This window comes from Kribbella turkmenica, from assembly GCF_004348725.1.
Classification (GTDB): domain Bacteria; phylum Actinomycetota; class Actinomycetes; order Propionibacteriales; family Kribbellaceae; genus Kribbella; species Kribbella turkmenica.
In genome coordinates, this window is sequence record NZ_SMKR01000013.1 from 37,765 (window position 1) to 59,840 (window position 22,076).

23 protein-coding genes are annotated in these 22,076 nt (G+C 65.2%); 8 read left to right on the forward strand and 15 right to left on the reverse strand.

All coding sequences use genetic code 11. The annotated features are described in order from the left end of the window. Positions 1–5: 5 nt before the first annotated feature. The 7 genes from E1218_RS04945 to E1218_RS04975 all read right to left on the reverse strand — a co-directional run bounded on the left by E1218_RS04945 (position 6) and on the right by E1218_RS04975 (position 7,602). Positions 6–914, reverse strand: coding sequence for a GNAT family N-acetyltransferase (locus E1218_RS04945; RefSeq protein ID WP_132316689.1), 909 nt, complete (start codon positions 912–914; stop codon positions 6–8). Continuing rightward, the gene (gene lysS / locus E1218_RS04950; protein ID WP_325052806.1) at positions 911–2,497 is read right to left on the reverse strand and encodes a lysine--tRNA ligase; all 1,587 of its coding nucleotides are present in this window, start codon (positions 2,495–2,497) and stop codon (positions 911–913) included. Before lysS ends, E1218_RS04945 begins: the two co-directional genes overlap by 4 nt. Next, positions 2,464–3,444, reverse strand: coding sequence for a ribokinase (locus tag E1218_RS04955; protein ID WP_132316691.1), 981 nt, complete (start codon positions 3,442–3,444; stop codon positions 2,464–2,466). The genes lysS and E1218_RS04955 overlap by 34 nt, the downstream gene beginning before the upstream one ends. Then, the gene (locus E1218_RS04960; protein ID WP_325052809.1) at positions 3,441–4,562 is read right to left on the reverse strand and encodes a nucleoside hydrolase; all 1,122 of its coding nucleotides are present in this window, start codon (positions 4,560–4,562) and stop codon (positions 3,441–3,443) included. The genes E1218_RS04955 and E1218_RS04960 overlap by 4 nt, the downstream gene beginning before the upstream one ends. Positions 4,563–4,657: 95 nt before the next feature. After that, on the reverse strand, positions 4,658–5,683 hold the full coding sequence (mgrA, locus tag E1218_RS04965) for an L-glyceraldehyde 3-phosphate reductase (RefSeq protein ID WP_132316695.1): 1,026 nt from the start codon (positions 5,681–5,683) through the stop codon (positions 4,658–4,660). Then, positions 5,680–6,162, reverse strand: coding sequence for a flavin reductase family protein (locus E1218_RS04970; protein WP_165949125.1), 483 nt, complete (start codon positions 6,160–6,162; stop codon positions 5,680–5,682). Before E1218_RS04970 ends, mgrA begins: the two co-directional genes overlap by 4 nt. Positions 6,163–6,249: 87 nt before the next feature. Next, complete coding sequence (locus E1218_RS04975; RefSeq protein WP_165949126.1) at positions 6,250–7,602, reverse strand: NtaA/DmoA family FMN-dependent monooxygenase; 1,353 nt, start codon at positions 7,600–7,602, stop codon at positions 6,250–6,252. A 318-nt stretch (positions 7,603–7,920) separates the two neighbouring features. Between E1218_RS04975 and E1218_RS04980 the strand changes: the two genes are divergently transcribed. Next, positions 7,921–8,817 carry a LysR family transcriptional regulator gene (locus tag E1218_RS04980; protein WP_132316701.1) on the forward strand — a complete coding sequence of 299 codons (897 nt, stop codon included), beginning with the start codon at positions 7,921–7,923 and terminating at the stop codon, positions 8,815–8,817. On the opposite strand, the gene E1218_RS04985 is transcribed toward E1218_RS04980, so the two are convergent. Next, positions 8,812–9,753: a DMT family transporter gene (locus tag E1218_RS04985; RefSeq protein ID WP_233712010.1), complete on the reverse strand. Its 942-nt coding sequence runs from the start codon at positions 9,751–9,753 to the stop codon at positions 8,812–8,814. The two genes, E1218_RS04980 and E1218_RS04985, sit on opposite strands and share 6 nt — an antisense overlap. A gap of 114 nt (positions 9,754–9,867) precedes the next feature. Here E1218_RS04985 and E1218_RS36555 point away from each other — a divergent pair, with 114 nt between their 5' ends. Then, positions 9,868–10,257, forward strand: coding sequence for a hypothetical protein (locus E1218_RS36555; RefSeq protein WP_202865792.1), 390 nt, complete (start codon positions 9,868–9,870; stop codon positions 10,255–10,257). A gap of 579 nt (positions 10,258–10,836) precedes the next feature. Here the strand turns inward: E1218_RS36555 and E1218_RS35895 are convergent. Further along, a complete protein-coding gene (locus E1218_RS35895; RefSeq protein WP_165949118.1) occupies positions 10,837–10,986 on the reverse strand; it encodes a hypothetical protein in 150 nt (49 codons plus the stop codon). 751 nt (positions 10,987–11,737) lie between these two features. On the opposite strand from E1218_RS35895, the gene E1218_RS04995 reads away from it, so the two are divergent. After that, complete coding sequence (locus E1218_RS04995; RefSeq protein WP_132316705.1) at positions 11,738–12,097, forward strand: hypothetical protein; 360 nt, start codon at positions 11,738–11,740, stop codon at positions 12,095–12,097. Between the two features lie 71 nt (positions 12,098–12,168). On the opposite strand, the gene E1218_RS05000 is transcribed toward E1218_RS04995, so the two are convergent. Beyond that, a complete protein-coding gene (locus E1218_RS05000; RefSeq protein WP_132316707.1) occupies positions 12,169–12,936 on the reverse strand; it encodes an SDR family NAD(P)-dependent oxidoreductase in 768 nt (255 codons plus the stop codon). 317 nt (positions 12,937–13,253) lie between these two features. On the opposite strand from E1218_RS05000, the gene E1218_RS05005 reads away from it, so the two are divergent. Together E1218_RS05005 and E1218_RS05010 are read left to right on the forward strand one after the other, a co-directional pair. Next, on the forward strand, positions 13,254–14,549 hold the full coding sequence (locus E1218_RS05005; protein ID WP_132316709.1) for an amidohydrolase family protein: 1,296 nt from the start codon (positions 13,254–13,256) through the stop codon (positions 14,547–14,549). Then, positions 14,540–15,604, forward strand: a complete 1,065-nt coding sequence (locus E1218_RS05010) for an aromatic ring-hydroxylating dioxygenase subunit alpha (protein ID WP_132316711.1) — start codon at positions 14,540–14,542, stop codon at positions 15,602–15,604. The genes E1218_RS05005 and E1218_RS05010 overlap by 10 nt, the downstream gene beginning before the upstream one ends. A 40-nt stretch (positions 15,605–15,644) precedes the next feature. On the opposite strand, the gene E1218_RS37920 is transcribed toward E1218_RS05010, so the two are convergent. After that, a complete protein-coding gene (locus E1218_RS37920) occupies positions 15,645–16,256 on the reverse strand; it encodes a MarR family winged helix-turn-helix transcriptional regulator (protein WP_132316713.1) in 612 nt (203 codons plus the stop codon). 18 nt (positions 16,257–16,274) lie between these two features. Here E1218_RS37920 and E1218_RS05020 point away from each other — a divergent pair, with 18 nt between their 5' ends. The 3 genes from E1218_RS05020 (at position 16,275) to E1218_RS05030 (ending at position 18,618) form a co-directional block, all read left to right on the forward strand. After that, on the forward strand, positions 16,275–17,249 hold the full coding sequence (locus tag E1218_RS05020; RefSeq protein ID WP_132316715.1) for a nucleoside hydrolase: 975 nt from the start codon (positions 16,275–16,277) through the stop codon (positions 17,247–17,249). A gap of 159 nt (positions 17,250–17,408) precedes the next feature. After that, the gene (locus tag E1218_RS05025; protein ID WP_132316717.1) at positions 17,409–18,374 is read left to right on the forward strand and encodes a PDR/VanB family oxidoreductase; all 966 of its coding nucleotides are present in this window, start codon (positions 17,409–17,411) and stop codon (positions 18,372–18,374) included. 31 nt (positions 18,375–18,405) lie between these two features. Further along, positions 18,406–18,618 (forward strand): hypothetical protein, encoded by a 213-nt coding sequence (locus E1218_RS05030; RefSeq protein ID WP_132316718.1) that lies wholly within the window; start codon positions 18,406–18,408, stop codon positions 18,616–18,618. 58 nt (positions 18,619–18,676) lie between these two features. Here E1218_RS05030 and E1218_RS05035 read toward each other — a convergent pair whose 3' ends face one another. From E1218_RS05035 to E1218_RS05050, 4 genes are all read right to left on the reverse strand, one after another. Next, positions 18,677–19,507 carry an ABC transporter permease gene (locus tag E1218_RS05035; RefSeq protein WP_132316719.1) on the reverse strand — a complete coding sequence of 277 codons (831 nt, stop codon included), beginning with the start codon at positions 19,505–19,507 and terminating at the stop codon, positions 18,677–18,679. Continuing rightward, positions 19,504–20,271, reverse strand: a complete 768-nt coding sequence (locus E1218_RS05040; RefSeq protein WP_132316720.1) for an ABC transporter ATP-binding protein — start codon at positions 20,269–20,271, stop codon at positions 19,504–19,506. The genes E1218_RS05035 and E1218_RS05040 overlap by 4 nt, the downstream gene beginning before the upstream one ends. Then, positions 20,268–21,452 (reverse strand): ABC transporter substrate-binding protein, encoded by a 1,185-nt coding sequence (locus E1218_RS05045; RefSeq protein ID WP_132316721.1) that lies wholly within the window; start codon positions 21,450–21,452, stop codon positions 20,268–20,270. Before E1218_RS05045 ends, E1218_RS05040 begins: the two co-directional genes overlap by 4 nt. Before the next feature lie 118 nt (positions 21,453–21,570). Further along, positions 21,571–22,047, reverse strand: coding sequence for a MarR family winged helix-turn-helix transcriptional regulator (locus E1218_RS05050; protein WP_132316722.1), 477 nt, complete (start codon positions 22,045–22,047; stop codon positions 21,571–21,573). Between the last annotated feature and the right edge of the window lie 29 nt (positions 22,048–22,076).

Sequence of the window (22,076 nt, forward strand, 5' to 3'; positions counted from 1 at the left end):
CTGGTCTACCGAGGCCAGGCGCAGGGGAGGTGTAATGGCAAGGTCGCCTGGACCTTGATGGAGATGGCGCCGTAGGTGAAGCCGAGTCGTTCATTGAGGGCGCGCACGTTCTCGTTGCCCTGCTGGGTCCAGCTGTAGATCTCGGTGATGCCACGATCCGCGGCCCAGGCCATGCTCGTGCGCTTCAGGTTTGATGCAACACCACGACGGCGCCACTCCTGCCGTACGCCGGTGTATGCCACTTCTGCGCGCTCCGGCCGATCGGCATCGACAAGCAGGCCGGCGACCCCGATCACCTCGTCGCACACGACGGCCATGAACATCGCCTCTGGATCGTTGATCCACAGCTCCGCCCACTCTTCGCCGGAGACCGCCGGCCACACTGGAACGTCCATGTCCGAGAAAGTCGGCAGCGCCACCTGCTCATAGGCCTTCGCCCACAGCTCCGGCCGCTCGGCAACCGAGACAATGTCGTAAAGCCGGGCAGATTCCGGCCAGGATTCAGCCACTACCCGACGAACTTGCTCGACCTCACGCCGTGTCTCGACGAACCCCAGCCGCTGGGCGAACGCCAGTGAACCCTCGTCATCAAGACCGGCGGTGGCGATCTCGTAGCCTTGGGCAACTGCGTGATGAGACAGTGCGTGGAGCAGCTCCGAGCCGATGCCCTGCCGACGCGCATCCGGTAGCACTCGCACCATCACGAGCGCACGGTCTGCCAGGACCGATCTGTCGGACAGCCCAGTTCCAACCACCTTGCCGTCGAGCTTGGCGATCAGCAAGAGCCGCTTCGGCGCCTCCACGTCGCGAAGCTCGGCGACACTCGGGCATCGTTCCTGGGGATGTATGGCGACCAGCACCTCGCGCCAGCCCTCATAGTCCGCGTCCGTGCAGACAGGCCGGATGGCAGTCATCTCGATCCCGCGCTTCGAGGATCCTCGAAGCGCAGCAGCGGAAAGAGGATCGTCTCGCGGATGCCGACGCCAGTCAGCAGCATGACGAGGCGGTCGATGCCCATGCCCATGCCACCGGCCGGTGGCATTCCGAACTCCATCGCGCGGAGGAAGGCTTCATCCAGCTCCATCATTTCCGGATTGCCGGCCGCTGCGAACAGTGACTGCTCCGTGAGCCGCTCGCGCTGAATGACAGGGTCGTTCAGCTCGGTGTACGCCGGGGCAAGCTCGAGACCGTTGACGACAAGGTCGAACGCCTCGACCAAGCCCGGCTTGGACCGGTGTGGCTTTGCGAGCGGTCGAACGGACTCGGGGTAGTCCTCAACGAAAACGGGCTGGATCAAGGTCGGCTCGACGAGCTGCTCGTAGAGCTCCAGGATGATCTCGCCCGATCCCCAACAATGCGGCTCCAGCTCGACGTTGCGCATCGCGGCGTACTGCCGGAGCCTCGCAGACGGCGTGTCGACGCTGACCTCGGTACCGAGCTTCTCGCTGACCAGGTCAATGACGCTGGCACTCTTCCACTCGGCCTCGAGGTCGATCTCCTCACCGTTGCGTGCGGTGACGACGGTCCTGCCGACAGCACGCGCCGCATTGACGACCAGATCCCTCACAAGGCGCTTCATGCTGTGGATGTCGCCGTACGCCTCGTAGGCCTCCAGCATCGAGAACTCAGCGGAGTGTGAGGAGTCGAGGCCCTCGTTGCGGAACGTTCGGCCGATCTCGTAGACCTGCTCGACGCCGCCGATCATCGCCTTCTTGAGGTCCAGCTCCAGCGCGATGCGCAGCAGCATCGTCTGGTCGAACGCTTCGAGATAGGTCCGGAACGGCCGGGCGGCCGCACCGCCGTTCGTCTGTTGCAGGATCGGTGTTTCGACCTCGACATACCCGCGGTCGTCGAGGGTCTCGCGCAAGGACCTGAGCACCGTCGCCCGCGTGCGCACCATCTGGCGCGACGCCGGGTTGACGATCATGTCGACATACCGCAGCCGCACCCGAGCCTCGTCGCTGAGCGGTTTGTGTTCGTTGGGTAGCGGCCGGAGCGTCTTCGCGGCCATCTCCCACGTCGTCGCCCGGACGCTCAACTCTCCCCTGCGGCTGGTGATGACCTCGCCGGTGACCCCGAGAAAGTCACCGATGTCCACGAGTCCCTTGAACTCCCCCAGCGGCACCACACCGAGGTCGTCCTGGGTCAGGATCACCTGCAACTCGTCGCCCGCGCCTTCACGCAGACGCACGAAGCAGAGCTTTCCGGTGTTCCGGAGAAAGATGACCCTACCGACGACGCTGACCACGTCTCCCGTCCGGGCGTCCGCAGCCAGATTCATAGGCTCGTACGTCGCCCTGATCTCGGCCAGCGAGTGCGTCCGCGCGACGATGGTCGGATACGGCTCGCGCTCCAGGTCAATCAGACGCTCACGCTTTCCCTTCCGAATCCGCACCTGCTCGGGCAGATCGTCCTCGCCGCCGGCTGATGTGGCCGGCTTGGGCGCCACCGACCAGCGAGCAGTCACAGCTGGTCCTCCTCCTCGTCGTAGTGCCACGACGCCGGCGCAGACGACTGACGCGGCGGCTGCGACGCCATCGCCTTCTCGAAGTCGGCGACGACCGATGCATCGACTCTCGCCCCGTAGACCTGCGTTGCCGCTGCGCCGACGCTCGTGCCGACTCTCGCGGCCTCCTCCGGTGATTGACCGGCCAGGATCGCCGCGGCGAAGCCGGCGCAGAAGGTGTCGCCGGCGCCGGTCGTGTCGACGATGTTCTCGAGCTTCGGCGCGGCGATGTGGGTCGCCTTGCCGTCGTGCGAGACGAGTACGCCGTCGCCGCCGAGCGTGACGATCAGCGCCTGGCCCCCGTGGAACGGAAAGCGGCGGTGTGCGCGTCGCAGCGACTCGAGGTCCGCGGTGACTTCATCCGAGATCTCGAGAAACTCCGACTGGTTCATGATGACGTGGTCCGCCTGGCCGAGGACGCGCTCGACGCCGTCGACGACCGGCGCAGCGTTCAAGACCTTCGCCGCGCCGACCTTCTCGGCCTCGCTGAACGCCGCCGACACGGCATCGATCGGCACCTCACATTGGCACAGCACCATCGCTGTGTCCTCGATGTCTTCGAAGGCAAGTTGGACAACCGTGCGACTCAGCGTCAGGTTCGCACCGGGCGCGACGACTACGGTGTTGTCGCCGTCCGGGAGGATGCTCACGAAGGCGATCCCGGTGGGCTCGTCCGGGTCAGGCATCACCATCTCGACGTCCACGCCGTGGTCGCTGATGCCGTCGATCACCTGGACCCCGGCCAGATCGGATCCGACCCGGGCAAGGAGCGTCGTCGACACCCCGAACGAGGCCAGGGCGCACGCCTGGTTCGCACCCTTGCCGCCACCGGCCAGTGAGCCGCTGCCGATCACCGTCTGACCTGGCTGCGGAGGCGGGTCGACACGACAGATCGCATCGAGATTGGCCGACCCCACGACCACCACCTCGTGCTTCATCGCGGCACCTTCCGGTCAATCGGCTGGCCGAGGGTCGTGCAACCCGCTTGCAGCCGGATGAGGCACTGCTCGCGTACGGCCGCGACATCCGCCCCGATCGCGACCTGGACGCGTCCAGGTCGCGATACCGCTCCAGGCAGTACGGACGGCTGGATCAGGCCACTCGTCGCTCCCTTGGCCGACTCCAGTACTGCGTCGTCCAAGTCGCGGATCACATAGCAGTAGCAGGTGCCCTTGGCCGGGCCGTTGCTGAGATCGATCTGAATGTTCGTCTCGATGAACTCGAACAGACCCGGCTTGAGTGCGGCGATCAGAGCCGATGCATCGCACAGACCGTAGTTCGAGAAGTGCGCGGATCCGACGTCGCGCTGGCTTCCGGCAAAGAACGGGCCCATGCGCTCGTCGATCAGCTGAGCCACAACCCCCTGGTGGTGGTCCATCAGCCGCTCGTGAAAGTCGGCCGTGTAGGTGAGCCGGCGGGTGACGTTCAGCGGCACCAGCCGTGTCGGCGCGCCCGCACTGAAGACCCGAGCGGAGGCCTCAGGATCGACCCACAGGTTGAACTCGGCAGTCGGAGTGACGTTGCCGGAGCCGAACTCGAGACTCGAGACGGCGCCCCCCATAATCACGAGGCCCTTGAGCAGCGACGCGATCTCGGGATCCTGCGCGAAGGCCAGCGCGACGTTCGTCAGCGGACCGACGGCGACGACCGTGACCTGCCCTGGGTACTTGCGAACCGTGTCGATGATGAACTTCGACGCGTGCCCCGGACGCAGCTCGGCCTGGGGATAGCCCCGGGCAGGCACGTTGACCTCGCCGAACGTGGCCCACTTGCCCCAGCTGAGCTCCTCGTAGTCCCCACGTTGATGGAGCAGCGGCCGATCCGCGCCGGCGTAGACAGGAAGGTCTGCTCGGTCCAGGACGTCCAGCAAGCTCAGCGTATCGACGATCTCCTGCTGGAGATCGTAGTTGCCGGCAACGAGAGTGACACCTAGCAGCTCGATGTCCGCGCTCGCCAACGCGATCATCAACGCGATGGCGTCGTCGTTCAGGTAGCCGATGTCTGTGTCCAGGATGATCTTGGACGGGCTGCCCTCGGACATAGCACACCTCCTCATTGCTTGAACAAGTTCAGGGGACTCGCATCGATCTGCTCGGACCTCACCCCGAGCAGATCGACACGACAGGGGAACTCGCGACGAACTGTCGCGAACTAGGACTGGCGCGAATCCAGCCACAGATCGACATCGGCGTCGAACGCCGCGGCATCGATCTGAGCGAGCTCCTCGTCGGAGAACTCGGGCTCGTTCAGGGCTGCCAGGTTCTCCAACAGCTGTTTCGGCGACGATGCACCGAGGACGACCGACGTCACGCGTCGATCCCGCAGGCACCACGCGATCGCCATCTGGGCCAGCGTCGTACCGCGCGCGGCTGCGATGGCGTTCAGCGCCTTCACACTCTGAAGGATCTTCGGGTCGAGCATGTGCGCCTTGAACGGGCCGCCCGAAGACGCGCGGGAGTCGGACGGAACGCCATCCAGATACTTGCCGGTCAGCAGGCCCTGCGCGAGCGGCGAGAACGCGACGCATCCCATGCCCAGCTCGTCGAGTGTGTCCAGCAACTCGACCTCGATCCACCGGTTCAGCATCGAGTAGTTGGGCTGATGCACCAGCAATCGCAGGCCCATGCGGTGAGCGATCTGGAAGGCCTCACGGGTGCGGGCAGCCGAGTAGCTCGAGATGCCGACGTACAGCGCTCGGCCAGAAGTGACGGCTGTCTGCAGCGCGCCGATCGTCTCCTCGAGCGGAGTGTCCGGGTCGAAGCGGTGCGAGTAGTAGATGTCGACGTAGTCGAGGCCGAGCCGCTCGAGCGACTCGTCCAGGCTGGCCAGCATGTACTTCCGCGAGCCCCATTCGCCGTACGGCCCGGGCCACATCCGGTAGCCGGCCTTCGTGGCGACGACGATCTCGTTGCGATGGGCACTGAGCTCCTCGCGGAGCACCCGCCCGAACGAGATCTCGCTCTCGCCCGGTGGCGGACCATAGTTGTTCGCCAGGTCGAAGTGGGTGATGCCTGCGTCGAACGCAGCCAGGATCGTGTCCTTCTGCGAGCCGTACGAGTGGCCGGCGCCGAAGTTCTGCCACAGGCCGAGTGAGATCTTCGGCAGCTGCAACCCCGACGAGCCGGCTCGCGAGTACTTCGTACCCTCGTACCGGTCGGGGTCGGCGATGTATGTCACTGTCGGTTCCTCGAGTCGATCAGGGGCGTGTGGAATCCGCCGCGGAAGAAAATCAAGGGGTGTTCCTGGGCGTCTGCGATCGCGGCATCCAGCACTTCACCGATCAGCATGACGTGGTCGCCGGCCTCCACGTCGACCATGATCCGGCAGTCCATCCAGGCCAGCGCACCGCTGATCCGCGGGTTGCCGGCCGGGGACAATTCCCAATTGACGCCCTCCCAACGGTCGCCGTCCTTCCTGGCGAACTGGGTTGCGAGGTCGGCCTGGTCCGCGGCGAGCACGTTCACACCGAAGTGGCCGGCGGACTTGAACTGGGGCAGAGTCGAGGACTTCTTGGAGACTGATGTAGCAATGCAGGGCGGGTTGAGGGACTGGCTGAAGAAGGATTGGCAGGTCACTCCGAAGGGAACCTCCAGAGCGGTGGTCAAGACGACGATGCCTGACGCGAACTGGCTGAGCAGCTGCCGGAAGTCCGGCATCGACGCGCCGTCGCTTCCGACGGAGCGGACGACCGGAGGCGAGGGGCCCATTTGAGTCTTGCTGTTCATTTCCTACTCCTTTTCCTGCTACTTCCCGACGCGGTACTGCGCCGCCGGGTGGGTCTTCTTCGCGTGCGCCTGGCCGAACAGCCCTTCGCGGAAGGTCTTCGGACCGGACGGCTCGGTCGGCAGCAACTCCAGGTCACGCAACTCCGGAACCACGCGGTCGATGAAGTTCTCGTACGAGCCCGGGTTGGCGAACGGCGCGAAGTTGATGCCGTCGACGTCGGTCTCCTCGACGAGCTCCGCCAACTGCTCTGCAATCTCGCCACCGGTGCCGAGCATGATGAACTCCCTGAGTCCTCGCTTGCTGAAGTCCGCGTAGGCATCCGCGGCAGACTTCTTCGCGTAACGCTCGAGCTGGGTCTGTCCGAGCTCGGTGCGCAGCTCACTCATCGCACCGTCTGCCTCGAGCTTCGCGAGGTCGACGCCGGTCATCATCGCGTAGTAGACCCGTGCCGCCTGCTGGTGCGCATAGGACAAGTAGTCCTCAAGCTGGGCCTCCGCCTCGGCACGGCTGTCCGCCGCAATCGCGGAGAGTCCGACAACCGTCTTGATGTCGCGCGGATCGCGCCCATGCTCCTCGGCCGCCTGCCGGATACTGGTGACCTGGTTTCGCAGGGATTCGGTGTCCGAGCCCTGGAGAAAGACGACCTCGGCATGCCGAGCCGCGAAGCCCCGGCCGGCCTTGGAGGCACCTGCCTGGAAAATGACCGGAGTCCGCTGTGGGGACGGCTCGCAGCAGAAGACGCCCTTGCACTTGAAGTACTTGCCTTCGTGCTCCACGACGTGGACCTTGTCCGGATCCGCGTAGACCCGTCCGACCTTGTCGGCCTTGACGGCGTCGTCCTCCCACGAACCTTCGAGCAGCTTGTAGCTCAGGTCCATGTACTCGCTGGCGATCTCGTACCGCTGGTCATGCGCGATCAGCCCGTCTCGCCCGAACAACTGCGTCGCCGCGACACTGCTGGACGTCACCACGTTCCAGGCCACGCGCCCCCCGGTGAGGTGGTCGAGAGTGGCGAAGCGGCGCGCGTTCGCAAATGGCTCCTCGTAGGTGGTGGACGAGGTGACAGCGAAGGAAAGCCGCTCGGTGACCGCCGCGAGAGCCGGAATCAGGAGAAGCGGGTCGTTCTTCGGGAGGTCGACCGCCTGCTCGATGGCGACCGCGGGAACTTCACCACTGAGCAGTGGGTATCCGTAGGTGTCGGCCAGGAAGAGGAAGTCGAATCCACCCCGGTCCAGCATCTGCGCGAGCCGGGTCCATCTCGAGAGGTGCTTGTACTCGGTGCTGTCGTGGTCCGGCCGAGCCCACAAGCCTTGCGACGAGATGTTCAGCGCGTTCACTTCGAAGGCGCCGAGGAGTAGATGCCTGGTCACGGTCTCCCTCTGATTTCGCTCGTGTTGCCCAAATCCCGTCAGCCATGCAAAGAAGCACCGGCGCCACACAGTGGTCGCGTGCGTTGATCAGTCTTGTCGGCCCGCTACACGTAGCCGCCTCGGAGGTTTCTGGCGAAACGACTCAATCGAGGAGATTAGAAAGACTTTTCCTATTCGCTCTGGCGTGCATTTCCCTGCTCGACTCACTCGATTGTCTTACAGTTCGATGCTAGGAAGTGGAGGGGCGTGGTGTCCAATACCAGCTCTTCATGCTACTATAACTGGGATTAATAGCTCAGCTCTGCAACGGGGACTACGTTGGACCTGCGACAACTCAAGCATTTCATCGAGGTGGCCAAGGTGGGCAAGTTCACCAAGGCCGCCGAGAACCTGCACGTCTCTCAGCCTGGACTGAGCCTCAGCATCCAGCGACTGGAGCATGAGGTCGGTGGGCGCCTCCTCGCGCGCAGCACCGCCGGCGACGGACGTGGGGCGACACTCACACCGCTGGGCGAGACGTTCCTCGCGGACGTCGAACCGCTTGTACACGGTCTCGACGCCGCTCTGGCCAGCGCCCAGAGGCGCGCGGCCTCCATCTTGCCGAAGTTGATGCTCGGCTTCGTCTCCAGCACACCCCGAGAGGTGCTTAATCGGGCCCTGGTGGCAGCGCGCGAGCCCGGTACTGCCGATGTGACACCTGTCCACATGGCCTGGCGCCAGGAGAGTGCGCTTTTCCGGCGGGGCGCCGTGGACATCGCGCTGGTCACCGCACGGGCAGGGCGATCTTTTCAATCGTTTGTTTCACATCAGATCGCCACCTACCCGCTGTGCGCCGTGATCCCGGAGGACCATCCTTTCGCAGACCGGTCGACCATAACTGTCGCTGATCTCCGCACAATGCAGATTCTGGATCCGGGAGCACTCGATGACGAGTTCTTCGAAAGAGCATTCTGGCTTTGCGACGGAGCGCTCGAGGATCGCATCGCCGCCAGGCCGGCGACCTCCGTCGAGGAAATGACGTCTTTCATTTCTTCGGGGTACGGCGCATCGGTCGTCTCCAGCAGTCTCGAGCTCCAATGGGAGACGTTGGGCCTGAAGCGACTCATCATCTCGGACTGTCCGCCTGCCGGCATCTTCCTGGTACGACGGAGGAGCGAGGGATCCAGCGTCGTGGCGCAGTGCTGGCGAGCGGTCCGGAGCACGTTCAACTCATGACGAGCTCGGTGTCTCAGGCTTCTCCGCCTGAGGCACCGCCGTGCGTCCAACAACAGTTGCCCACGGCCACTGGCCGATCCGGAAGACACTCTGTGCGACGGCCACACCACACAGCACGACCACGGCGCCGACCGGCTGGTACCACGTCAGGTCCTCACCGAGCACGACGACGCCGGCGACGGTTGCGAAGATCGGCATCAGGTACGTGACGAGCGCCGACTTGCTTGCGCCGATCAGCCGGATGGTTCGAAGCCAGAGAACGAACGCCAGCCCGCTGCCCAGCGCGCCGAGCGCGATCACGCTGCCGACGACCTCTGGCGACAGCGACCATGGCGCAGGCGGGACGTGTCTGCTGACGATCGGGGCGATGACGGCCAATTCGATCGTGGCGCACAGCAACAGACTGGCCGACAGTGCGACACCGGAGATGTTCATACCGGCCATGAAACGCTTCTGATACGGGATGCCGATGCCGTAGAACACAGCCGCGGTCATGCAGAGAATCTGCCCGACCGGATCGGCCCCACCCTCGATGTTCCACACGCCGAGCACGACCAGCATCCCGGAGAACCCGATCAAGAGACCGGCCGCGCGCTCCGAACTGAGCTTCTCGGTCCTGAAGACGAACACCGCCAACGGCAGCACGATCAGCGGGACGATCCCGTTCCAGATCCCCGCCAGCAAGGACGGCACGCGCTGCTCGCCGTACCCGAACAGCGTCCACGGGATGGCCGACCCGATCGCCCCCAGTACGAGTGCGTGCAGCCAGACCCGGGGATCCCTGGGCAGAGATTCCCGCTTGATCGCCAAGATCATCAGCAGCGCAATCGACCCACACGCTACTCGCCCGAGCGCCAGGTACGCCGGATGCAGTTCGCGCACGCCGACCGCGATGAACATGAAGCTGCAACCCCAGATCGCAGCCAGCACCAGCATGGTTGGAGCCCACACCCGAACCGGCGCCGCATCGGGAACCATCTCAACCTTCACCCCAACATCCTGCACCACTTCAACCCTCGACAGAAAGTTTGTGCGCATATAATCACTCAAATGCAGATCGCCGTGACCGAGTACGACGCCCTGACCGACCGAGTCGCCCGCCTGTACGCAACAGGTGCCTACGACGAGGCCCTCGCCGCGTTGGACCGCGCCAGCAGTTCACTCGCGCCCTGGATAGCCGAGCTGACCCATTTCCGCGCCTGCCTTCTCGGCGCTCTCGGCCGCCCACAAGCCGCCCAGAGCGCCCTCCGGTCCGCCGCCGCCAGGGGTTCTTGGTGGGCCGAGTCCCTGCTGATCGACGACGATGATCTGGCGGCTTGCCGGCCCTGCCCGAATTCACCGAGCTACTCGAACTCTCCCGCACCAACCGCGCAATGTCACACCACGAACCCGCCACGCCGATCCTGTAGGTGCCGACGGACCGGGCACGGGGTGTGGTGATCGCGTTGCACGGCGCCGGGCAGCGGGCAATGCACGCAGCCAAGGACTGGGCAACCGTGACCTCGCTGGCTACGCACTCTTGTGCGTGGAGTCGTCCCAACTCATGTCACCGATGTATCGAACATGGCCCGATCCGGAGCACTCTCGGAGCGATGTCGCGCAGGCACTCACCCATCTTCCCGCCGAACTGCGGTCGCTGCCTCTCATCGCTGCGGGATTTTCCGCAGGCGGACGAGCGGCCCTCGACTGGGCGCTTACCGGCCAGCCACAGCGGCGGCAGGCGTCGTCGTACTGGCTCCGGCTCTGCGCGGACTGCCGGCTGCGGCTGCCCGGAGCCTCGTGCCGGCGGCAGTATTGATGGGAACCGACGACGACCTGCGCGACGTCGTCGAGTCGGCCGAACACCAACTCCGCGGACTCGGCATCTCGGTGGATGCTGCCGGGTCTCGGCCACGAGTTCCCGAGCGACTTCACTGGTCGGCTTGCGCGGATCTTCGAGCAAACCAGCGAGGTCTTGCCGACCAAGCACGATGAGGCTGCCTGCGACGCCAGGCCAGTGCTGGGCCAGCCAGCTCGCCATCACTCGACCTTGGACTTGTTCCGGGAGGCAATCGCGATCCCTATCCAGGCGGGCAAGTAGAACCCGCAGGACAGGATCGTGAGCGCAAGGTGAAGGCGGTGATCGATCTTGCGCGGCGGCACCGCGTCCGGCTGAGGCTGCCGCGGCATGACCGGCTGCCGCTGATAGCTCGCCTGGACGCCAGGGCCGAACGGCGGCCCTGGCGGCGGGAAGGGCTGGCCCCGATACACCGGCGGCGGCTGGTGCCGCCGTTGTGGGTCAGATGGTTGCTGCGGCGGTTGGGACATACGGGCTCCCCTTACGTGACGGACACCGTTCAAGGAGGTACGCACGCTGACACCTGCACGGTTCCACTCTGACTGTTCCCCTGCACGATGAACTCGCGTCGGCGACCACGTCAATGGCTCTACCAAGGAGTGCACCTTGAGTACGTGCGCTTCGAGAGCTCACCGACCCGACAGCCGTCGCGGGCCTGAGCGACGGCTCCACGAGGAGGCGCACCACGCGTACATCGGCGGCCAAATGCTGTAGTGGGGATCGGTTACGGACGCTGACCTGCTGGGAGACGGGCTGCCGGTGTAAGGCCTTCGACAAGCAGCCCAGACACCCTCAACACCTGCGCCGCCCAGCCGGTCAGGATCTGTGCCGTTTGAGGTTGACTTTTAATTTGCGCGCAAAGTGCCCTGCTTGTAGCCTCCTGCGGCCGGCCAGTTTGCCCAGGTGGCTGCGCGCAGATCACGGCTGCCGACGGGTGAGTTATGGGGGCTCAATCGCCGGAACCCGCGCCTTGGTCTGCTGGGGACCGACCAGTGCCGCCGGGGCAGGCCGCGGCACTGGGACGTCCTCCTGGTCTCCGCCTCCAGTTGGACCGTTGGACCCAAGCGCCGACATCGCCGCTCGATGACGATCTGCGCTTATGATTCGACCACAGCGGAGACAGAGAGAATGGCCCAGAAAGAAACCCGGCCCCAGATGGGTGATGCCGTCCACACGCTCGTGTTCGGACTGACGATGGCCCAGCCAACACGGCAACCTCGCCCGCTGGTCACGCCGCCCGGGCAAGCGCGCACGCAGGGCAAGGCGGTCGACATCGGCGAGGCAATCACCCGCTCGCAGGTCGACGAGTACCGCGACGCCAGCGAGGCCAAGGCCGCCGGTAGGGAATCACCGCGGCTCGTCCTTGCTTACTGGGTGTGCCTGATCGCGACCGGGATCGGGTGTCTGTATTTCTTCATAGCCACACTTGTGCGACAGAGATAGTCCTCACTCGAGATCCCCAGCTGCGCTGTACTCAAGCGCTCTGTCAGCGCCAAGCACATGTCACGGCCGGTTCACGGAGCGGGCGTGTGAGGTTTGCCCGCCAGACCGCCGGTTACCCGGATAACTTGCCCCGTCACGTAGCTTGACGCCTCGTCTGAAAGCAACCAGAGGATGGTGTTCGCGACTTCCGTGGGGGTTGCAGGGCGGTCTAGAGGCGACGTGGCAAGCGCCTGCCGCAGACGGCCTTGGTCGACCGGGCCGGGTGGTGGGACCCAACTCGGGGCGACCGCGTTCACTCGGGCGGTGGGGGCGTCGGCCACGATCTCTCGCGCGAGAGTCCTCGTCAGGCCGAAGGCGATTGCGGACTTGGCTGCCGCGTAGTCCGCAAACCCATCCTCGCCTAGATCCGCCGCTGCGGACGAGACGAGCACCAGGGATCCGCGGCCGATGTCGCGAACGTGCTGCAGGTACGCCCGGGCAGTCAGGAAGGTGATCGTCAGGTTCTGCTCCAAGGTGGTGCGCCAGCGGTACAGCGGGAGATCGCGCGAGGGCACCGGCGCACCTGGCCACCAGCCGGCGTTGGCTACCAATCCATCGATGGACCCGGAGTGGGTGATCGCCGCATCGAACAAGGACTCGACCTCGGCTTCACTGCGGAGGTCTGCCCGCAGGGCGATGCCACCGGTGGCCTCAGCGATATCGCGAGCGCGGCGAACACCAGTCCAGTAATGCACCAACGGCACGGCGCCTTCGGACGCCAGCGCCTGAACGATTGCGGACCCGATCAGACCGGTCGCGCCGGTGACGAGGATGTTCCGGCCTTGCAGACCGAGGTCCATGTGTCCTCACATTCTTGGGTCGTCGACACAGCCGACCGAGATGCGGAGGGTTTCGCAGCCGGAGCGACGATGAATACGAGGAGCGGCGCCCGCCCACGGCCCACGTCGATGCGGGTCACAGTTCCGATAGCGCGCTTCGCCACTGCCTCCCCCGCGTCCTGTGGATCGATCGCGCCGAGCACGATCACGAATGCACCGCCGTTCCGAGGGTAGCCAGTCGATAGTTCGTACCTTTACAGTTCATACATTAATCGAATGGGGTGCGTGTGGGTAGAACGGTCATCCGGAACGGCGTCGTGGTCGCAGGTGGGACCACGATGGCACGGCGCGCCGACGTCGCAGTCGAGGGCAACGTCATCGCCGCAATCGGAAAGATCCGCGCGACCGGCGGAGACCAAGAGGTCGACGCCACCGGGTGCTGGGTGATCCCCGGGCTTGTGCAGACCCACGTGCATCTGTGTCAAACGCTGTTCCGGGGAGTCGCCGAGGACTTGGACGTCATGCAGTGGCTGGACCGGCACATCTGGCCCCTGGAGCAGCTTCTCGACCGTGAATCCGCTGCAGCCTCCGCGCGCTGGGGCGTCGCGCAACTGCTCTTGTCAGGGACGACCACCTTCAACTCGATGGAGACGGCCCGACACACAGACGTTGCGTTCGAGGCGGCAGCAGACCTGGGCGCTCGTGCGGTCGTCGGTAAGGCTCTGATGGACCGGCAGGAGCCGGGCACAGAACTCTGGGGCGAGAGCACCGGCGAAGCATGGGCCGATCTGGAGCGCCTGGTCGAACGCTGGCACGGGCGCGAGGGAGGGCGACTTCAAGCCTCGGTCGCACCACGCGCCCCCAGTGCCGCATCCACAGTCCTCATGCATGAGGCGGTCGACCTTGCGCGACGCAGGCAGTTGGTCATACACACCCACGTCAACGAGAACCGTTCACAGGCCGCGCTGGTCGCTGGAGTGAACGACGGTCGTGACGTGCAGGTGCTGAAGGCATTTGATGCCCTCGGGCCCCGCTCGGTCCTCGCCCATTGTGTCTGGCTCTCTGATGAGGAGCTGCGGCTGCTGGCAACCACTCGGACCAACGTTGCGCATTGCCCGTCGGCCAACCTGAAGCTCGGATCCGGGATTGCCCGAGTGCCCGAGATGCTCGCCGTCGGAGTCAACGTCACGATCGGAACGGACGGCGCCGCCTGCAACAACAGCCTGGACGCCTTCGACGAACTGCGCATGGCAGCGCTGGTTCACCGGCCCAGGTGCGGCGCCGCTGCGATGCCGGCGTACCGCATCCTCGAACTCGGCACCCGGCAGGGTGCGCAGGCGCTCGGCTGGGGCGATGTACTCGGCGAGCTGGCGGTCGGACGCTTGGCCGATATCGCGGTGGTCGCCACCCCGGAAGCAGGAGTGCCTTCCGAGGCTGTCCGGGCTGCGACGCACCTGGTCTTCGCCAACAGTCTCAACCGACGGGTTGAGCACGTCCTCGTCGACGGACGTCTCGTCGTCCATCACGGGGAGTTGGTGCACGGCTCGAAGTCGCGGATCGAAGCGGATGCCTTCGCCGCGCGCAAACCGGTGCTCACACGCATGCGAATTGAAAGGAACGGAAGATGCTCGTAAGTCAGGTTCCAGCGTTCAAGGAGTACTGGTACGCGGTCGCCTACTCGTCTGACATCACGGACAAGCCCAGGCCCGCCCGGGTGCTCGGCGACGACTACGTGCTGTGGCGCGGCACAAGCGGTCTGATCGGCGCGGCCATCGACGAATGTCCGCACCGTGGCTCGCGGCTGAGCCAGGGATGGGTTGAGGACGGCGCGCTGGTGTGCGGCTACCACGGCTGGTCCTTCGCCCCGTCTGGCGCGTGCGAACGTATCCCGCAGAATGACCCGGAGCAGCCAGTGCCACCGCGTGCCCGGGCGCTGTCCGTCCTGGTGGAGGAACGGTACGGCCTCGTCTGGATCTGCCCGGGGATGCCGCGTGCCGGAATCCCCGAGCTCCCCGAGGCACTGGATCCCGAGTTCGACCTGATCCACGAGATCATGGAGGTATGGCGGGCGTCCGCGCCCCGGGTGATCGACAACGCCCTCGACGTCTCCCATCTGGCCTGGACGCATCGCAACACGATCGGCGACTCGTCCAACCCCCGGATGAACAACATGAAGGTCGAGCGCGAGGGTGACACCATCCGCTCGCGGGTTTCCTATATCTCCAGGCTGACACCGGAGCAGCGCCGCAACACCGGGCTGACCGGCGACTTCACGACTCGGACCACGAACTCCCAACTCGTGCAGCCCTTCGTCTTTCGCGACGTGATGGAGTACGAGAACGGCCTACGGCACGTGCTGTTCAAGACGGCGACCCCGGTGGACGACGAGCACACCCTCTTCTGCCAGTTCATCGCCCGCAACGACAACCCCGACGAGGCCAAGCGGCAAGAGATCATCACGCTCGACCGGCGGATCCAGGCCGAGGACAAGGAACTCCTGGAGCAGATCCGACCCGAGTTCCCGCTCGAGGTACAGACCGAGATGCACACCCGGACCGACCGGATGACCGTGGAGTACAGGCGCATCCTCGCGGAACTGGCTCAGGAGAGCTCATTGGTCCCGCCGGATCGGACCTGGGCGCGCCCGTTCGTCGAGGCAGCGCGAGCCGCGGCGCAGCCGAAGGCCTAGGCATCCGCCCACTCGCGAAGCACCTCAGCCACGAGCTGCCTCAGCCTGGGTCAGCCCCAGGTTCAGGTAGCTCGTGCCCTGTGGAGTCCCGGCCGGCCAGGCCGCGGATGGCGTCGAGGAATCCAGGTGTGGCCATCGCGTCGGCGAAGAACTCCTCGCCGAGCTTGTCGAGGATGACCACACAGCGCCGGGCCAAGTCCTTGCCTGCGGGCGTCACGGCTACGCGCACCGCGCGCGCATCCTGCACGTCACGATCCCGCGTGATGTGTCCGGCCCGTTCGAGGGTCTTGAGGACCTGCGAGGTGAGGACGGGCTCGAGACCGGCATGCGCTGCGATCTCACGCTGGCGAGGCGCCTCGCCCTCTCTGCCGAGCCACCAGGTACTACTGAGAACCAGGAACTGAACGTGGGTGAGCGACATTCCGGCCAGCGCGGCCGCCACCTGCCGCTGCCACCTCAGCGTCGCATGCCGGAGCAGGAAGCCCGGAGTGTGGCCGGCGGAGTGATGCCGCAGCGCCTCCTCCAGATCCTCCAGAGGGAGCGCCTCGAGAGAGGCAATCTCCCGGCGCATCTCCTCACTCAGCGACATATTGCACCTCGCTCCCAAATCCAGCCATGACAGCACTCTAACGCTGCCGAGGACCCAGACCATGAAGCGGAAGGAATACCTTTGAGACTCATCGTAGATAGCGACGGTGCTATTGACGACGCCGCGGCCCTGCTGTGGCTTTGTGGTAATCCCGACATAGACATCGTCGCCGTGACCGCCGTCGGCGGAAGTGTGCCGGCCGAGCAGGCCGCGGCGAACCTGAGGGTGATCCTCGAAGCAGCGGGCGCGGACGACGTTCCAGTGTTCGTCGGCTCGAGCCCGTCCGGGCCCGCGCCACGCACCCGGCGCCCCGTGACGATCCACGGCCACGACGGGCTGGCGGACGTACGACGTCCCGCTGCACGACGGCCGCCCGAGACATCCCGTAGCGCGACGGAGGCTCTCGCAGAGTACTGCCGCGACGGGATCGGCGTACTCGCGCTTGGACCGATGACGAACCTGGCGGCCGCCGTCGGGTCCGGAGCCATGCAATCTGCCGAGGCTCGGCTGACGTTCATGGGCGGTAGCGCCGCTGCCGGCGGCAACGCGCGTCCCAGCTCGGAGGCGAACATCGCGCATGATCCCGCGGCTGCCGACACGGTACTTCGCTCCCCGTGGGCGGAACCGCCCCTGATGGTGGGCCTGGACGTCACACACGCGGCAACCTTCACTGAGCACGAATTCGCCGCACTCATGGCACGCCAGACGCCTGCGGCCGAGTTCCTGGCGGACCGACTCTCGTTCTACCAGCGCAACGCAGGAATGCTGTGCGCGCCTGGGGAGACGCCCTGTCATGACTTAGTCGCGGCGATGGCGTGCGCAGACCCGACCCTGCTGACCTCGGAACTGCTGGGTGTCCAAGTGGACGTCGGCGGCAGCTCGGCATGGGGAGCGACGGTGGTGGACATGCGACCGCTTGCCCGGCGGGTGCACAAGCGGCCAGGTGGAGAAGAGGAAGGCAACGCTGCTGGGGACGGCACCCCGGTTCGGGTGGCGCTCGAGGCTGACGTCGATCGGTTCCGGTCGGCCGTCCGCACCTTCTTCCTGAACCTTTAGCGTTGCCAATACTAAAGGTATGAACTAATATTTGGACTGGCGTAAGAAATGGGGCTTCCGAACGCGCTCGTGTTGACAACTCGTCATCACGAGAACGTACGGCGTGCCCCATTCTTTCCGCTCCGGCCACTAGCACCTGGTAATGGACGGTGAGTCTGCATGGATGAGCGCTCGAGCAACGAAACAATCGACCTTGTCGTTGTCGAGAAAGCACTGCGTGCGGCCGACGTCGTGGAGATCGCTCTCCGCGCCCGGGCCGGCGACAAGCTGCCGCGATGGGACCCTGGCGCTCACATCGACCTCGTACTCCCGGTCCAGGGCACGGGCACGCTTATCCGGCAATACTCACTGTGCGGCGACCCGGAGGATTCGTTCGAGTGGCGCGTGGCAATCCTCCGCGAGCCCGCGGGCCGGGGCGGTTCCAGGTACATCCATGACCACCTGGCAGAAGGGGCGGCGATCAGCGCCCGGGGCCCGCGCAACCTCTTTCCCTTAGACTGCGCCCACGACTACCTGTTCATCGCAGGCGGCATCGGAATCACCCCCATCATCCCGATGGTGGACGCCGTAGAAGCCGACAGGCTGCGCTGGAGCCTTTACTACGCAGGTCGACGTCGTGCACGGATGGCGTTCGTCGAGGAGTTGACGTCGCGATTCGGAGAGCGGGTACATGTCATCCCCGAGGACGAATGCGGAATGCCTGACCTGGGGCGCATTCTGAGCGGTTGCACAGACAAGACCGCCGTGTACTGCTGCGGGCCAGCGCCGATGCTCGACGCGGTTGCCTCGAGGTGTCATGATCTCGGGCTGCCCCCGCCCCACCTCGAGCGCTTCTCCGCGCCGCAGGCGCCTGCAGGCGAGTCGCGTCCCGTCGAGGTCGAGTTCCGGCGTCTCGGAATCACCCGCACGGTCACTGCAGACGAGTCGATCCTCGACGTCGCGGAGGAACTCGGCTCCGAGGTGTTCGGGTCATGTCGCGAAGGTATCTGCGGCACATGCGAGACGCGCGTTCTCGAGGGAACCCCGGACCACCGCGACTCCGTACTCAGCGACGAGCAGCGTGCTGACCGGATGATGATCTGCGTCTCTCGCGCCACGTCGGCACGCCTGGTACTCGACGCGTAAGTCAACTGCGCGTCGTAGAAGGAGGAACCGGTTGAGCATGCCTGACGAGGCCAGGTTCCGCCTTGCCGCACAGGCGATCCTGGCCGAATCCGCCGTTGCCTCCAACAACGACGACGCCGACCTTGACCGGTTGGCGCAGCAAATCGCCGTACTGGCGCTCGCTGCCATCTCGAAGCCGCCGTGCCCAGCCACGAGCGATCCGCTAGCCGCTCCTCCGTCATGCGAAGACCTCCGAACCTGGTGAAGGCGGGTGCCGACACCGGATTCGGAGGCCTTCCTATGGACCAGCCGGAGTCTTGCGCTCAGGCTTGGCTGCGGTCGAACCGCTTTCCTACCACGAACGAGAGCCCGCTGAAGAGCCAGAAGGCGACGATACCGAGCAGCGAGCTCAAGATGATCGAGGCGTAGAGCAGTTCGGACTGAAGCCGCGAGATGTAGAGCGACATCAGGATGCCGATGCCCGTGGTGCCTTGCCTGAAGAAGAAGTCGCCCACGATCGCGCCGATCACCGACAAGCCCGCGGAGATCCGAAAGCCGGCGAGCACCGCGGTCAGCGCGAAGGGCAGGTCCAGCTTCCGCAACCTCTTCCAGCGCCCGACCTTCTGGAGGGCGAAGAGTTCACGAAGCGCGGGGTCGATGGACTTCAGTCCGAACAAGGTGTTGGCGATGATCGGGAACAACGAGATCATCGTGCACACGACCACGCGGCTGAAGAACCCGAACCCGAACCAGAACCCGAACAACGGCACCAGCGCCAGGATCGGAATGGTCTGCAGCGTGACGGCGTACGGGTACAGAGAACGCTCCACCCAGGCCGCCTGGCTCATGGCGATCGCCACGGCCAACCCGATGACAATCGCCGCGAGCAGACCCACGCCTGCCACGCGCATGGTGACCACCAAGCCGACAAGCAGCGCCTGGAGATTCTCCCAGTCGAGGAAGCCCACGGACACCACACGGTGTGGTGGAGGCACCAGAAACCGTCGATCCGGAGCCAGCAGCTCATAGGACATCAGGTACCAAAGACCGAGGAAACCGGCGAGCACGAGCAGCGGCGGAAGAACCGCCGCTGCCCAGCCACGTCCAGAGCGACGCTTGGGCAGGGACATGGGCTGCGTCGCAGTGAGAGTCATGAGGATCCCTCTCTCAGGAGACCTGACACTTCGCTCACCAAACGGGTGAATGCACGGTCGAATCGCAGGTCGAGCGGACGGGGGAAAGGCAGGGGAACCTGCACCTCTCCGACGACGGTGCCGGGCCGGCCGGACATCACGACGACACGGGTGGAGAGGAAGACTGCCTCGAAGATGTTGTGCGTGATGAACATGCCAGTGAACGGGCGGGCGGCGAACACGTTCGTCACTTCGACATTGAGACGCTCACGGGTCAACTCGTCGAGGGCGCCGAACGGCTCGTCGAACAGGAAGATGTCCGGGTTGAGGGTGAGCGCTCGGGCGATGGAGACCCGCATCTTCATCCCGCCGGAGAGTTGCTTGGGCAGGTGCTTCTGGAAGCCATCGAGTCCGACGAGTTGCAGGGCCTCTTCGCGCCGTTCGGCGCGCTCGCGCTTGGGCACGCCCTGGAGCTCCATGAGCAACTCCACGTTCCGCGCGACGGTGCGCCAGTGGAGCAAGGTCGCCTCCTGGAAGACGAAACCGATAGCACCGTCCCCCACGGTGGCGTGTCCCGTCGTCGGAGTGTCGAGACCACTGGCGATTCGCAGCAGGGTGCTCTTCCCACACCCTGAAGGCCCCACGATGCTCACGAACTCTCCCGATCCCACGGACAGGTCGACGTTTCGCAGCGCCTGGGTGCCGTTGGCAAAGACCTTGCCCAGGTCGTGGAAGTCGACTGAACCGGCATCGTCGAACACCAGCTGCGACGCCGTCATGGTCATCGGTCGATCCCGATCGAGGAGTCGATGAACTTGTTGGTGACGATGTCGCCCGCTGCGAGCCCCGGCTTCGTCTCCTTCTTCCGCTTCTCGAAGATCGGCACGGTGATGTCGATCAACTGCTGCACCCGCTTGGTGTCGAACGACCCGACGCTTCCGTCCGGGGCGTTGGCCAGCATGCCGATGCTCTTCTGGGTCTCACTGCCGAACTTGATCAGTCCCTCGCTCTGCGGCGCACCGATGTTGTAGACGCCCAGCTGCAGGATCAGCTTGTTCGCCTTCTCCGAATCGCTGTGATAGCTGGCGGCCGCACGCTGGATGATCGGAACGAGCTTCTCCAGGCAGTCAGCCTCCTTCTCGACGTCCTCAGCGCGAACGGAGACTTGATCGGGATAGATCTGGTACCCGAGCTTGTTGATCAGCTCGTACTTGATCGGCCGCTTGTACTGGGCAACGTCGTGCTCGAACAGGTACGGATCCTGCGTTGCGTAGCCCTGCTGAGCGAACTCCGCGCCACTTGCCACGAAGGTCGACGGGCTGCCGTCGAACCCGCCATCGATCTGCTTCTGCTGGAGCACACCGCTGCCGGTGAGGTAGGACATGTACGTCGTACCGTCGAAGTACAGCACCTTCGTGTCGGTCCGCCCGATGTCGGAGATGCTGCTCCAGTCGGGATGCTTGGACGGATCCCAGAAGATCATCAGCGGGCTGATCTGGTCAGGCGCGACGATCCCGACCGTCGGCTGGGTGCCGGAGAGCTCGACGGCCTCGTCGGTGTTGATGCCGCCGATGAGGATCGACTTGTCCAGATACATCTGCGCGGAGACGCTGGTAAAGCCGATCGCGGGGCCGCCGGCCCGAACCTCCAGCTTGACGCCAGTGTCGACATCGCGGTCGACCAAGGTCGCCGTGACACGCTTCTGCGCCGCGTTGATCTTGTAGTCCTCGCCAAGCATCTGGTAGATCGGGCCGTGCTCGGCCTGCGGGATCCAGCCGGTCTGCCAGATGACCGTCGAGGGACACAGGCCGGCCAGATTCGAGGCTGAGTTCGCGGACGCGGTGGCCGACGCCCCCGACGTACCACTGGCCTCCGATCCACTCGACGAGCTGCACGAGGTGGCGACAGTGGCCGCCAGTACGAAGGAGCTTGCGACAGCGATTGCTCGGCGGTGCTGTTGCTTCATCAGTCACTCCCTAAGTTGGTGCGAGTGACCCGGAGACTAGTTTGCGGGCAACAGAAGTGCTAGATGTTCGCGCGCAACATTTATTTTCAATGGTTTCGATCGGCGCAGACGGGATTTGTCAGTCGCTTTGCCGGCTGCCGCGCTCGTCACGATCTGCCAGCAGCCGCAGCACCTCGATGAGACGGGTCCGGTCGCCGGCCTGCTCACCGGCCGCGGCGAAGAATGCCCGCTCAGCCTCGTCGAGGGACACCACAGCCAGTTCCGTGAGCTCGCGACCGCTCGGCGAGAGGTAGAGGAGCGAGACGCGGCCGTCGCTGGGATCCTGGCCGCGGACGATCCATCCCTTGGCCACCAAGGCGTTCGTCACCTGAGACGTCATGGCCGTGTCGAGGCCGCCATGCTCGGCGACCTCACCCTGCCGCGGAGCATCACCTGCCCTGCCCAGCCACCACACGGTCGACAGCACGACGAACTGGACGTGGGTCAGGCCCATCGGAGCGAGGACGTCGGTCAGCGTTCGCTGCCAGCGCAAGTTGGCGTGCCACAACAGGAATCCAGCGCTGCTGCCGGCCGAATGCTGCTCGATGAGTTGCATTGGCGTCTGACGCCGCCGGCCAGCCAGCC

Bases quoted from the DNA above. Each gene is read 5' to 3' on its own strand.
- E1218_RS04945 (WP_132316689.1), bottom strand. From the start codon at position 914: ATGACTGCCATCCGGCCTGTCTGCACGGACGCGGACTATGAGGGCTGG.
- E1218_RS04955 (WP_132316691.1), bottom strand. From the start codon at position 3,444: ATGAAGCACGAGGTGGTGGTCGTGGGGTCGGCCAATCTCGATGCGATC.
- E1218_RS04960 (WP_325052809.1), bottom strand. From the start codon at position 4,562: ATGAGGAGGTGTGCTATGTCCGAGGGCAGCCCGTCCAAGATCATCCTG.
- E1218_RS04970 (WP_165949125.1), bottom strand. From the start codon at position 6,162: ATGCCGGACTTCCGGCAGCTGCTCAGCCAGTTCGCGTCAGGCATCGTC.
- E1218_RS04985 (WP_233712010.1), bottom strand. From the start codon at position 9,753: ATGCTGGTGCTGGCTGCGATCTGGGGTTGCAGCTTCATGTTCATCGCG.
- E1218_RS36555 (WP_202865792.1), top strand. From the start codon at position 9,868: ATGCAGATCGCCGTGACCGAGTACGACGCCCTGACCGACCGAGTCGCC.
- E1218_RS35895 (WP_165949118.1), bottom strand. From the start codon at position 10,986: ATGCCGCGGCAGCCTCAGCCGGACGCGGTGCCGCCGCGCAAGATCGAT.
- E1218_RS04995 (WP_132316705.1), top strand. From the start codon at position 11,738: ATGACGATCTGCGCTTATGATTCGACCACAGCGGAGACAGAGAGAATG.
- E1218_RS05000 (WP_132316707.1), bottom strand. From the start codon at position 12,936: ATGGACCTCGGTCTGCAAGGCCGGAACATCCTCGTCACCGGCGCGACC.
- E1218_RS05005 (WP_132316709.1), top strand. From the start codon at position 13,254: ATGGCACGGCGCGCCGACGTCGCAGTCGAGGGCAACGTCATCGCCGCA.
- E1218_RS05010 (WP_132316711.1), top strand. From the start codon at position 14,540: ATGCTCGTAAGTCAGGTTCCAGCGTTCAAGGAGTACTGGTACGCGGTC.
- E1218_RS37920 (WP_132316713.1), bottom strand. From the start codon at position 16,256: ATGGTCTGGGTCCTCGGCAGCGTTAGAGTGCTGTCATGGCTGGATTTG.
- E1218_RS05025 (WP_132316717.1), top strand. From the start codon at position 17,409: ATGGATGAGCGCTCGAGCAACGAAACAATCGACCTTGTCGTTGTCGAG.
- E1218_RS05035 (WP_132316719.1), bottom strand. From the start codon at position 19,507: ATGACTCTCACTGCGACGCAGCCCATGTCCCTGCCCAAGCGTCGCTCT.
- E1218_RS05040 (WP_132316720.1), bottom strand. From the start codon at position 20,271: ATGACCATGACGGCGTCGCAGCTGGTGTTCGACGATGCCGGTTCAGTC.
- E1218_RS05045 (WP_132316721.1), bottom strand. From the start codon at position 21,452: ATGAAGCAACAGCACCGCCGAGCAATCGCTGTCGCAAGCTCCTTCGTA.
- E1218_RS05050 (WP_132316722.1), bottom strand. From the start codon at position 22,047: ATGCAACTCATCGAGCAGCATTCGGCCGGCAGCAGCGCTGGATTCCTG.